The organism is Millisia brevis NBRC 105863, assembly GCF_001552615.1.
Lineage (GTDB): Bacteria > Actinomycetota > Actinomycetes > Mycobacteriales > Mycobacteriaceae > Millisia > Millisia brevis.
Genome location: NZ_BCRN01000008.1, coordinates 210,519 through 222,177, shown reverse-complemented (window position 1 = coordinate 222,177; position 11,659 = coordinate 210,519). Strand labels below are relative to the sequence as shown.

Sequence of the window (11,659 nt, the reverse complement as noted above, 5' to 3'; positions counted from 1 at the left end):
CCATCGGCCGAAGATGAGCCACGTCACACTTCCGCTCGACCCAGGAGAAAGCCATGACGTTCGCCGCACCGGCCATCGATCTCACGGGAGTCGAGGATCATGCCTTCCACCAGCTCATCGACGGCCGCCCGGTGCCGGGAGCCGATACCCAACCGGTGATCGATCCGGCCACGGGCCGAGTGATCGCACAAGCGCCGGTCGCCGACGACGCCCAGGTCGACGCGGCGGTGGCCGCGGCGAAGGCGGCATTTCCGCGGTGGCGCGACACCCCGCTCGCCGAACGCGCCGTCGTCATCGAGCGGATCGCGGACGCGATCGAGGCGCGCCGCGAGCAGATCGGGCGGGTGATCGTGCTCGAGAACGGCAAGCCGATCGTCGCGGCGCTCGGTGATGTGGACCTGGCGGTGCAATGGGCGCGCCACGTCGCCGGTATGTCGCTCGACGGTGAGGTACTGCGGGACGACAGCGACGCCTATATCGAGGTGCGCCGCAAGCCGATCGGGGTGGTCGCGGCGATCATTCCCTGGAACTTCCCGTTCTTCCAGACCGTCTACAAGCTTGCGCCCGCGCTGCTCGCGGGAAACACCGTGGTGGTCAAACCGGCGCCGACCACCCCGCTCAACGCGATGCTGCTCGGTGAGATCCTGGCCGACCTGGTACCGGCCGGGGTGGTCAACATCGTCGGCGACGCCGGCGCGGTCGGCCCGCAGTTGACCGACCACCCGGACGTCGGCAAGGTGTCCTTCACCGGCTCGACGGCGGCCGGCCGCAAGGTGATGGCAAGCAGCGCCGCAAGTCTCAAGCGTGTGGTGCTCGAGCTCGGCGGCAACGACGCGGCGATCGTGCTGGCCGATGCGGATATCACCGCAGCTGCGGCCGGCATCTTCACCTGGGCCTTCGTCAACTCCGGGCAGGTCTGCATCAACATCAAGCGCATCTTTGTGCCCGCCGCGATCTACGACGAGTTCTGCACCGAACTCGGCCGCCTCGCAAGCGCTGCGGTGCTCGGCCACGGGCTCGATCCGGCGACCGAGTTGGGGCCGATCCAGAATGCCCGGCAGTTCGAGGCGGTGCAGCGCTATCTGGAGGTTGCCCGCCGCGACGGCACGATCGTCGCCGGTGGCCATGTGGTCGAGGGTGACGGCTACTTCGTCGAGCCGACCGTGGTGCGCGATATCGACGACAGCAGCTCGCTGATTCGCGAGGAGACCTTCGGGCCGATCCGGTCGGTGCTGCGGTACGACGATCTCGACGATGCGATCGCCCGCGCCAATGACACCCCCTACGGCCTGGGCAACTCGGTGTGGGGCACCGATATCGCCGCTGCCACCGCCGTCGCCGATCGGCTCGAGAGCGGAACTGTGTGGGTGAATACCCACTTCGCGCTCGAACCGGGGGTGCCGTTCGGTGGCCGCAAGCAGTCGGGGCTCGGCGTCGAGTTCGGTCGGGAGGGGCTCGAGGAATTCACCGACGCTCATGTGATCCACGTCTCCCGACAGTAGGTTCGAAAGTACAGTTGTGACCATGTCCGGAGCGTTTGCGGTGCCGCCGTTGCGGTATGTGCCGCCTCCGATGACCAGGGCGGCGATCGTGCAGTCGTGGCAGCGATCGGAGCGTGCGGGTCTGGTCCCGCAGGACACGATCGGCGAGGTCGAACGCGAGTACAACCCGTCGAGCAGACTGGTGGCGACCGCCCGCCCGGTCCTGGATGTTCTCGCGGAGGAATTCCGCGGGCTCCGGGCCGGCGGGCTGCTCGCCGACAACTCGGCGACCGTCGTCGACGCGTTCTTCGGCGATCAGGACCTGGCGACCGCGACCGAGGGGATCGGCGCCCGACCGGGGGTGGTCTTCGACGAGGAGAACACCGGCACCAACGCGATCGCCACCTGTTACGAGACCCGCGAACCGGTCGAGATCCACGGTGCGGAGCACTACCTGGAGTGCATGAAGACGCTGAGCTGCTACGGGGTGCCGGTCATCAACCCGGTGACCCGCAGGCTCGAGGGGATTCTGGATCTGATGATGGATTCCGGGATCGATACCCGCGTCATGCACACCGTGCTCACGCAGACCGTCCGGGACATCACCGCGAGGATGCTCGCCGACTACGACACCGATGTGCTGCACTCCCTGGCGGCTTTTCGCGCCCTGACCCGCCGTACCGACGACGTGGTGCTGCTGTTCGGCCGCGATTTCGTTCTGCAGAACAACCGCACCGCGGACGTGCTGTCGGCGGTGGATCTGGCCGACCTCGAACGGCTGGCCGGTGAACTGCGGGGACGGTCGACCACCGTCGCCCTGGAGTTGGAATCCGGCCGCGTCGTGGGCGTCGAATCGCACGTCGTCGGCAGTATCGATGCATCTCTGCTGCGGGTGCGGGACGGCGGCGGTGGTCGTCCGGCGGTGCCGCGCGCGATCGGGCGAACCCTCTCCTCGACCGAACGGCTCTCCGACCGGATCGCTGCGCTCGCCGGGCAGGACGGCAATGTCCTGGTCGTCGGAGAGCACGGTTCGGGGCGCAGCCGCACCGCGCGGCAGATCGCCGGGCCCGCCGCGACCGTCCTCGATGCCGCCGAGCTGGCCGGGGGCGTTCCGGTCGATCTGCCGGACGGACCGGTGGTGATCGAGGATGTTCGCAGCCCCGGAGCGGACCCGGATGTGAGCCCGGATGCGAGGATCGATGCGGTGATCGGGGCGTTGGCCCGGCAGCGCCGACGGTTGATCATGACCGCGACCGGGACGGCCACCGACAGCGCCGCACTCGGCTATGCGGGCAGCTTGTGCCCGGAGTGGGTGGAGCTGCCGCCGTTGCGCGAGCGACTGTCCGATCTGTCGACGATCACCGGGGAGATGCTCGGTCGGCCGGAATTCACTCGGGGAGGTCGGGTTCGGCTCAGCCGCCCGGTGCTCGATGTGCTGCGGGCACACAGTTGGCCCGGGAATTGTGCCGAGCTCGAAATGGTCCTGCGGCATGCGGTCGATCGCCGGTCGGTGGGCGACATCGTGGTCGCGGATCTGCCGGCGCGCTACCAACGGCCCTCGCCGGCGCGAACGGGGTTGACGCCGTTCGAATCCGCGGAACTCGACCTGATCGAGCGAACCCTGGCCGCGTACAACGGCAACAAGGTGCACACCGCCAAACATCTGGGCATCAGCAGGTCCAAGCTCTACTCGCGGATGCGCTACTTCCAGGAGGCGGCGGCGCGCTGACCGCGCGGCCACCGAGTGGAGCGGGCCGTAGACCCACCGAGAAAGGGGGCGCCGGGCGGCGCCCCCTTTCTCCGGCGAGCCGGTCAGTCCTCGTAGAGGATGACCCCGCGGATGTTCTTTCCGTCGAGCAGGTCGGTATATCCCTGGTTGACGTCGTCGAGAGTGTATGTCTGCGTGACCAACTCATCGAGCTTGAGGATTCCCTGCTGGTAGAGCCGCAGGAGCTTGGGGATGTCGGCACGCGGATTCGCCGAGCCGTAGAGCGCGCCGCGCAACTGCTGCTGGTAGTGGGTCAGCGTGAACAGGTCGATCTTCGCGTCGCGGGCGACCGCCTCGGCGACCGAGGTGAAGACCATGATGCCGAGCTTGCCGATCAGCGAGAACGCGGTCTCGATATCGGAGCCGAGGCCGTTGCCCACCGTGTAGGCGAGTCGATCGGCCATCCGGTTGTGGGTCAGGTCCGAGACGATCCCGCGCGCCTCCTCCATCGACGACGCACGATGGGTGGCGCCGAACTTCTCCACCGCCAGTTCGGTCTTCCAGTCGAGCGGATCGACCGCGACGATCGTGGTGGCCCCGGCGACGCGGAAGCCCTGTACCGCGTTCATCCCGATACCGCCGCAGCCGACCACCACCGCGGTGTCGCCGATGCGGGTATCGGCCGCCCACGATCCGGTGCCGAATCCCGTTGCCACACCGCAGCCCACGAGCGCCGCCTTGTCCAGCGGAATGCTCTTGTCGATCTTCACCGCCGAGTTCTGGTGCACCACCGTGTACGGCGTGAAGGTGCCGAGCTGCACGAACTGACCGACGCCCTGCCCCTGCCAGTGGAAGCGGTGGGTGCCGTCGTAGACGCTGACCCCGGAGAACAATTCGGCCCCCATATCGCACAGGTTGCTGTGCCCGGAGACGCACGGCGGACACTTGCCGCACGACGGAATGAAGGTCAGCACCACGTGATCGCCGACCTCGAGGTCGGTCACCTCGTCGCCGACGTCCACGATCACCCCGGCGCCCTCGTGCCCGCCCAGGCAGGGCGACCAGTCCAAATCGTAGGCCCCGTAACGCAGGTGCTCATCGGAGTGGCACAACCCGGAGGCCGCCAGCTTCACCCGAACCTCGGGCCCCCTCGGAGGATCGAGCGTCACATCCTCGATGGTGAACTTCGCGTCCGGGCCCGCCTTGTGCAGCAGCGCGGCGCGGGTGGCGATCGTTTGACCTTGCATCTCATCTGCCTTTCGTAGAAGCGCAGGCACATCGTGTGACGCGCGCCACCCGGATATGTGTCCGTTCTCGAGACAGTCCCGAGCAACCCGGCGGTGATGTGTGAATCCCGGTCAGTTGCAGGCGGTGTCGAATGTGACGATTCCCCACTACGGCAGCGCGTGACATCGCCCGACCCTGTGAGGATGACGTGACATCGAAACCGTTCGAGGAGAACCGAACCGGCGAGGAGGCAACCAGCGAACGGCGGCCGGCAGAACCGTGGTGGCGGCCGATCACCGGCGCCGATTTCGGCCGGCACATCCCCGACTCGTTCAACATCGCCCGGGCGTGCGTCGACCTGCCCCACCCGCACGACACCGCGCTGATCGTCGACACTGCCGGCGTGTCGACCACCCATACCTTCGGGGATGTCGCGTCGCTCAGCCGCCGAGTCGCCGGGGCGTTGGGTGAGCTGGGACTCGCTGTCGGCGACCGTGTCGCGGTGATGATCCCGCAGGGTGTCGAAGTCCTCGCCGCCCACCTGGGTGCGTTCCGCGCCGGGCTGGTGACCGTGCCGCTGTCGGTGAAGTTCGGCGCCGAGGCGGTCGGTCATCGACTCCGCGACTCGGGTGCGCGGGTTCTGATCATCGACGCCGCGATCCATCACCGTATCGCCGACGAACTGGTCGACATCCCCGACCTCGCTGCGACGGTGCTGGTCGGAGAGCCGGACATGAGCAGCGGACCAACGGGATTCGAGCCACCGGGATTCGGGCGACTGCGATTCGATGCTCTGCTCGCCTCCGCGCCGGAGTACCACGGGACGGCCGACACGACACCGGATTCGCCGGCGATCATCATCTACACCTCCGGCACCACCGGTAGTCCCAAGGGTGCGGTGCACGGACATCGCGCCTTGGCGGCGCATCTGCCCGGCGTGCGAATCGCGTTCGATGATGCGCCGCAACCGGATGATGTGTTCTGGACCCCGGCGGACTGGGCCTGGATCGGTGGACTGTTCGATGTGCTCTTCCCGGCCCTTGCCCTCGGCTGCCCGGTGGTCGCGTCACCGGATCCGTTCACCCCACAGGGGGCGATCGACCTGATGCGGCGCCACCGGGTCACATTGGCGTTCATCCCACCGACGGCCTTGAAGCATATGCGCGGCGCCGACCTGCCACCCTCGGCCGATCAGCTGGTGTTGCGAATGATCGCCACCGGCGGTGAATCGCTCGGTTCCGCGCTGCCGAACTGGGTGAACGCGACGCTCGGTGTGCCGATCAACGAGTTCTACGGGCAGACCGAGATCAACATGACCGTCGGCACGTCCCGGTCGCAGTGGACGCCCGCACCGGAGTCGATGGGCCGCGCCTTCCCCGGCTTCACCGTGGCGATTCTCGACCCGGACTCTCGACCGGTGCCGGCCGGCGAGGTCGGCGAGATCTGCGTCGCGGCGGACAATCCCGGGCAGTTCCTGGAGTACTGGCGGCAACCGGAGAAGACCGCGGACAAGCGGCGCGACGGCTGGATCCACACCGGCGACCTCGGCTCGAGCGACGCGGCGGGCAACCTCTGGTACCGCGGCCGCATCGACGACGTCATCTCCTCGTCGGGGTATCGGATCGGTCCCGGAGAGATCGAGGAGTGCCTGCTCGGGCATCCCCGGGTGGCGATGGCGGGCGTCGTGGGCGTACCCGACGCGCTGCGCGGCGAGTCGATCCAGGCGTTTGTTGTCCTCACCGAGTCGCCGGGTGGTGAGAGCGACACCGACCGGGACCTGATCGCCGGACAGCTCCAGGTGCGGGTCAAGCAGAAGTTGGCCTTCTACCAGTACCCCCGGGTGATCCGCTTTCTCGACGAACTGCCGCTGACCACCACGGGGAAGATCCTGCGCCGCGAACTGCGACGGCTCGCCGGCGCGGCGGACGCCTGAACCGCGGCGCTCTATCCTGCGGGGATGGACCGAGCGGCGGGCAATGTGATGGTCGATCTGTCGATCTATCTGGTGACCGACGGCGCGCAGGCCGCCGGGCGCGGGCACGACATCGCTGCCGTCGTCGAGGAGGCGGTCGCCGGCGGGGTGACGACGGTGCAGGTGCGGGAGAAGCATGCGCCCGCCCGCGATGTGTTGGCGCTGGTGGAGACGTTGGTCGAGCGGCTGCCGGGGCACGTCCCGGTGCTGGTGAACGACCGGGTCGACGTCTTCTGCGCCGCCCGGGCGCGCGGGGTGGGCGTCGCCGGGGTACACATCGGGCAGGGCGACCTGCCGGTCGAGGTGGTGCGCGAATTGGTCGGACCGGACGCGATCATCGGGTTGACCGCCAATACGGCGGCGGAGATCGCGGCCGCCGAGGCGGCGGACGTGCGTATCGACTACGTCGGGATCGGCGTGGTGCGGGCGACATCCTCGAAGGCGGACGCCCCGGAGGCGATCGGTGTGGCCGGGGTGGGGGCGCTCGCGCGCGGCACCGCCCTGCCGGCGGTGGCGATCGGCGGCATCGTGGTCGACGACGTTCCCGGCCTGCGCGCCGAGGGTCTCGCGGGGGTGGCGGTCGTGTCGTGGATCTGCGCGGCCGACGATCCCCGCGCCGCCGCGCAGGAACTCACCCGCGCCTGGGGCCGGGTATGACGCCGAACCATGGAGCCGCCCAGGGAAATCGAAACCCGACCTTTCATTAGGAGTACATACCCCATATCAGACCGGGCGCCCCGTTTTTAGGGTGGGTTTGGCGGAGGACGGTTCGCGTTGGCACCCGGGACTGTTGATGCCGCCGTCCTTCAGTCCCGCAATGTACCCGCGCACCTGCGCAACCTGCATCGGGGTCAGGTCTGATACATCCAACTGGCGGATACGGGGCGGAGGCGCCGGTTCCCAGTCTTCCGGCTCCCCGAACCCGGCGGCACGCAGCACATCGGCAACATCGGCCCCGACAGCTTGCGCGGCCGACCGCAGGGTTGCCAACGGGGCCGATGTTGGCCGGCCGTCGTTGACACCGCTTTCCAGTTGCCTCCATCGGGTTTCGCTGATCGAGGCCGCCTTGGCAGCACCGCGACCGGACAACCCGGCCGCCTCCCTGGCGGAACGCAACAACTCACCCACTGCCCGAGACTCCTCAAGATTGGTCATGCGCACCAATATAGACATATTGCGCGCAACTACGCGATCTCAGTACGCACGCTAGCTTTCGTGGACCGTGGACCGGCTTCTCTCGTGGCCCCATACCGACCTGATCAATCCTCCGCGATCAGCGATTCGTTGAGCTTGAACAACCTCTTCTGCATCCACTCAACCAAGCAGCCACTATCTGGCGACACCTCGGTATCCGGCACCTCACCGCCGACATTCCGGGCCCAACGGTCACCTTTCGGCGACCTATGAGGGGAGTGGTGGGTGAACAGGTGTATGCCGCGCAGGAACCTGCCGACCGCCACCGCGGGCGATAGTTCATCTCCGGGCTTGTACCGAAAGTCCTCGGCCGCGAAAACATTGTCCACCTGCAGGTGGACCCCGCCCCACCGTTCGGGATTGATCCGCCCGTGAGTGGCTCGAAGCTCCTTGGCCTCGGGACTTGTCGGGTCATACACCGTCACCAGCATCGCCACTGGCGGGCCGTCGTACCCGACTCCCTCTCCCTGTTCGACGACAGCCGCATATGCCACCCTCATCGTCTCGGGCCACCCGTCGACCTGGCGAATAGTGACCACACCAACCCGGTGGGTCAGAACACCGATCTCCGAACCGAGCTTCACCGGGTTTCCTCTCGCCGGTCATCCGCACGAAGATCCAACCCGATACTGATCCCCTGATCGTCCCGGTCGTTGGCCCAGACGCGGAACCCGTACCTGCCAAGCTTCGTGATGCGATGCTCAACCGGAAACCACAACACGCGGTTCTCTGCCGTCGATGCGTGTCCCGGGTACTCGAAGTCAATGCCACCGACCGCCACTCCGTCAGGGTCGTAGACGACGGCGTGAATGATGTGGTCCCGGTTGAGATCGTCCGGTGTGGCTTGCCCAAGCACCACCATCTGGAGGAAACCAGTGTGGCCGGTCCCCACATGTTCCCTGGGCACGGTGACGTAATCCCACACCCCGCCGGTGATGTCGGCTTTTGCGCCGTTGCCTTCGACGTGGTCGGCGAACAGGGCGCCAGTGATTAACATTCGGTTATCGACCCCTCCCGGTCGGTCACGCCCTCGGAGCCTGATCCGCTCGCGAGGGCACTATTTCCTCGCCGATGGTAAGTGGCCGGGCCGACAGGTTTCGGGTCGCCGGGTGACGGTGCGGCAACTGTTGCCGTGGTTACGGTTCGCCGGTGTAGGCAGCTGGGTCGTCGGGGCCCAATCGTGCGAACCCGCCAGCAACACCGTGGCCGCCTTCTTGGCCCTGCAACTCGGCTTGCACTTGCTCGGCGATGAGGATGTGCAACGAGCACCGGCAGTTGATTAGCGACTCCGGTGGTTCTGCGGGGTCCCGGAGGTGGAGTAGTCGGGCGACGGGTCCGACGGTGAACCGTTCGCACAACCTGACGATCTGCCCATCGGCTATGCGGTGGTGGTGTCGCACCCCGTGGTCTCGTTCCGATAACCACGCTTTGCCCCCCGGCCAGTTCGGAGGCCAACACGGCGGCCTGCAGCGTCCCGGCGTTCAGAGCCGCGGTAGTTTCGGTGCGGGCGATGCGTTGGGCTCGCCACCGCCACTCCAAATCCGCATCCGTTTTCGCATCCAACAGGCGGGCCAACCGGGCGCGCATGCGGCGCCGGTGTTCGGGCCACATCGGGGTGGGCGAGCCGGTGTTGCAGGGCGGTGATGCGGTCTCGGAGCCGCCGGGATTTCGCGTCGATACCGAGGATCCGGCCAACCCGGTCGGTCACCTGATCCACCGTTTCGGCGTGCTCGAGTGCTTCCACGAGTTCGGGGCGGATGTCTTCGAATAACCCTGCAGGCCAGTCCCGCAACCGGTCACGAACCTGCCGCATGTAGTCGGCGGCGAACCGGGTTGGGGCCAGGTCGGGGGCGTCACACAGACCGCGTTCTCGAAGAAGCTTCGAGAACGCGGTCTTCTCGATCGGGGAGCTGTCGCTCCTCGCCGAAATGTTGGAGGTGCCGGTAACCGAGCTTTGGCCGCGGGTGGAGACGATCCCCGGAACCGATCCGACATCGGGCGCCCGGGGGGTTGAGCCGCCTGGGGGAATCGAACCCCCGACCTTTTCATTACGAGTGAAGCGCTCTACCGACTGAGCTAAGGCGGCGTGGCCGTGTGGGCCGCGGACGAGTGTAGCCCGGGGACCACGTCGCGGAGAAACGAGTGGGTGCGACGGTCAGCGCCGGTTGGAGTAGTCGTGCTTGTTCGTGTCGTCCCGGCGGAAGACGCGACGGGCGTAGGGCCACACGACCACCAGCGCGCCGATGATCATCACGAGTGAAAACAGTTCGAACAGCATGCCTCCAGTCTGCGTGGATCGTGCGCCCGCCGCCACCGTCCGCCGCCGGACGATCGGTCAGCGCGCGGCCGCGGCGGCGGTGATCTCGGCGACCATCGCCGCGAGCGCGAAGCGCGGTTTGACGTTCATATCCAGCGCCGAGCGGCAGGCGAGCACCGCTTCGAGGCTGCGCAACAGTTGGGTGGACGACAGCTGTTGGGCCAACTCACGGGCCTGACGATCCCGGTCCGGGTGCGTCGCGGCGACCGAGGCGCGCATCGAGACCGCCAACGCGTCGCGGAACATCCCGGCGAGGTCGATCAGCGCCCGGTCGAGGGTGTCGCGGCCGGTGCGGGTGGCGCGCGACTTCTGCCGCCGCTCCAGATCGCGGATCACGCTCATCGCGCCGCGCAGGGTGCCGGCGGTCCCCTTGCCGGTACCTCCGGCGCCGAGGGCGGTGCGCAATTCCTCGAGCTCGCGTTCGTCGCGCTGCTCGCCGACCTGGCGGGCTTCGAGGTCGGCGGCCGCGGCCAGCGCCTCGGCGGCGGCGTAGGCGCGGGCCGGCTGCAATGCCGCCGACGCCAGATCGAGGGCGCGGTTGCGGTGTTCGCGAGCCTGCTCGTCGCGGGCGAGGCGGCGGGCCCGGCCGACGTGACCACCGGAGATCCCGGCGGCGATCCGCGCCTGCTCCGGGTCGAAGCCGTCGGCCTCGATCAGCACCCGGGCGATCGCATCGACGGAAGGGGTCGTCAGCGCGACATGCCGGCAGCGGGAGCGCAGCGTCACCGAGATGTCCTCGGGGTCTACCGACGGGGCGCACAGGAGAAAGACGGTGCGGGCGGGCGGTTCCTCGACGATCTTGAGCAGCACGTTGCCGGCGCCCTCGGTGAGGCGGTCGGCGTCCTCGACGATCACCACCTGGTAGCGCCCGACACCGGGCCGCCGGGACGCGACGGACACCAGCTCGCGCATCTCCTTGACGCCGATGCTCAGCCCCTCGGGGATGACGCGGCGGACGTCGGCGTGGGTGCCGGCGAGCACGGTGGAACAGGAATGGCAGTGCCCGCAGCCGGGCATGCCCGGGTCGGTGCATTGCAGGGCGGCGGCGAAGGCGACCGCGGCGTTGGAGCGGCCGGAGCCGGGTGGGCCGGTGAACAGCCACGACTGCGTCATGCGGGAGCCGGGGTCGTCGAGGCGCGCCGCGACCGCGGCGTCGGTGAGGCCGGCCACCACCTCGTCCTGGCCGACCAGCCGATCGAAGACGCTCCCCATCCTCCGGACACTATCGGTCGGCACCGACAGTCGGATGCGGCGTCTCCCCCACGCCCGGGGCAGACGGCCGGCCCGCCCATCCCCGTCCGCGATCGGGCCACAGCCGCTACCCTCGTGGTGTGGCAGAGATCACTCGCGGGAACACCCCGGACCAGGGGCTGGCCATCCTGCTCTACAGCACGTCGGCGCTGGTGCGCGAGCAGATCCGCCAGGCGCTCGGCGTCCGTCTGCATCGCGATCTGCCGCCGCTGCGGTATATCGAGTCGGCGACCGCCCCCGCCGCCATCCGGCTGATCGAGCAGGGCGGGATCGCCTTGGCGGTCCTCGACGGCGAGGCGAGCCCGACCGGGGGCATGGGTCTGGCCAAGCAGTTGCGGGACGAGGTCGACCCGTGCCCGCCGATCCTGGTGTTGATCGGTCGACAGGACGACCGGTGGCTGGCGCGCTGGTCGCGGGCCGACGCGGTGGTCGCGCAGCCGATCGATCCGCTGGAGTTGTCCGAGACGGTGACCTCCCTGTTGCTCGAACAGCTCGCATCACGCCCCTGA

Annotated in this window: 12 protein-coding genes and 1 tRNA gene; 6 read left to right on the top strand and 7 right to left on the bottom strand. The window is 68.2% G+C overall.

The genetic code is table 11. The annotated features are described in order from the left end of the window. The first annotated feature begins 53 nt into the window (after window positions 1-53). Both MB1_RS13460 and MB1_RS13455 read left to right on the top strand, forming a co-directional pair. Window positions 54-1,502, top strand: coding sequence for an aldehyde dehydrogenase family protein (locus MB1_RS13460; protein WP_066907907.1), 1,449 nt, complete (start codon window positions 54-56; stop codon window positions 1,500-1,502). A gap of 22 nt (window positions 1,503-1,524) precedes the next feature. Further along, a complete protein-coding gene (locus tag MB1_RS13455) occupies window positions 1,525-3,210 on the top strand; it encodes a sigma-54-dependent Fis family transcriptional regulator (RefSeq protein WP_066907904.1) in 1,686 nt (561 codons plus the stop codon). Between the two features lie 83 nt (window positions 3,211-3,293). Here the strand turns inward: MB1_RS13455 and MB1_RS13450 are convergent, their stop codons facing one another. Continuing rightward, window positions 3,294-4,421: an NDMA-dependent alcohol dehydrogenase gene (locus tag MB1_RS13450; RefSeq protein WP_066908054.1), complete on the bottom strand. Its 1,128-nt coding sequence runs from the start codon at window positions 4,419-4,421 to the stop codon at window positions 3,294-3,296. Between the two features lie 203 nt (window positions 4,422-4,624). Here MB1_RS13450 and MB1_RS13445 point away from each other — a divergent pair, with 203 nt between their 5' ends. Both MB1_RS13445 and thiE read left to right on the top strand, forming a co-directional pair. Further along, complete coding sequence (locus MB1_RS13445; protein WP_245650176.1) at window positions 4,625-6,349, top strand: AMP-binding protein; 1,725 nt, start codon at window positions 4,625-4,627, stop codon at window positions 6,347-6,349. A gap of 24 nt (window positions 6,350-6,373) precedes the next feature. After that, complete coding sequence (thiE, locus tag MB1_RS13440) at window positions 6,374-7,045, top strand: thiamine phosphate synthase (RefSeq protein WP_084351704.1); 672 nt, start codon at window positions 6,374-6,376, stop codon at window positions 7,043-7,045. A 66-nt stretch (window positions 7,046-7,111) separates the two neighbouring features. On the opposite strand, the gene MB1_RS25115 is transcribed toward thiE, so the two are convergent. From MB1_RS25115 to MB1_RS13430, 3 genes are all read right to left on the bottom strand, one after another. Next, a complete protein-coding gene (locus tag MB1_RS25115) occupies window positions 7,112-7,543 on the bottom strand; it encodes a helix-turn-helix domain-containing protein (protein WP_169801658.1) in 432 nt (143 codons plus the stop codon). Between the two features lie 104 nt (window positions 7,544-7,647). Next, a complete protein-coding gene (locus tag MB1_RS13435) occupies window positions 7,648-8,166 on the bottom strand; it encodes a hypothetical protein (RefSeq protein ID WP_157084057.1) in 519 nt (172 codons plus the stop codon). Beyond that, window positions 8,163-8,579 carry a hypothetical protein gene (locus MB1_RS13430; protein ID WP_066907895.1) on the bottom strand — a complete coding sequence of 139 codons (417 nt, stop codon included), beginning with the start codon at window positions 8,577-8,579 and terminating at the stop codon, window positions 8,163-8,165. Before MB1_RS13430 ends, MB1_RS13435 begins: the two co-directional genes overlap by 4 nt. 618 nt (window positions 8,580-9,197) lie before the next feature. On the opposite strand from MB1_RS13430, the gene MB1_RS25645 reads away from it, so the two are divergent. Next, window positions 9,198-9,353 (top strand): hypothetical protein, encoded by a 156-nt coding sequence (locus tag MB1_RS25645; RefSeq protein WP_157084056.1) that lies wholly within the window; start codon window positions 9,198-9,200, stop codon window positions 9,351-9,353. Between the two features lie 242 nt (window positions 9,354-9,595). Here the strand turns inward: MB1_RS25645 and MB1_RS13425 are convergent. The 3 genes from MB1_RS13425 to MB1_RS13420 all read right to left on the bottom strand — a co-directional run bounded on the left by MB1_RS13425 (window position 9,596) and on the right by MB1_RS13420 (window position 11,111). Next, window positions 9,596-9,668, bottom strand: a tRNA-Thr gene (locus MB1_RS13425). 69 nt (window positions 9,669-9,737) lie between these two features. Continuing rightward, complete coding sequence (locus MB1_RS26815; RefSeq protein WP_281190055.1) at window positions 9,738-9,860, bottom strand: hypothetical protein; 123 nt, start codon at window positions 9,858-9,860, stop codon at window positions 9,738-9,740. Window positions 9,861-9,917: 57 nt separating this feature from the next. Then, on the bottom strand, window positions 9,918-11,111 hold the full coding sequence (locus MB1_RS13420; protein ID WP_066907892.1) for a DNA polymerase III subunit delta': 1,194 nt from the start codon (window positions 11,109-11,111) through the stop codon (window positions 9,918-9,920). Window positions 11,112-11,230: 119 nt separating this feature from the next. Between MB1_RS13420 and MB1_RS13415 the strand changes: the two genes are divergently transcribed. Further along, window positions 11,231-11,659: a response regulator transcription factor gene (locus MB1_RS13415; protein ID WP_084351700.1), complete on the top strand. Its 429-nt coding sequence runs from the start codon at window positions 11,231-11,233 to the stop codon at window positions 11,657-11,659.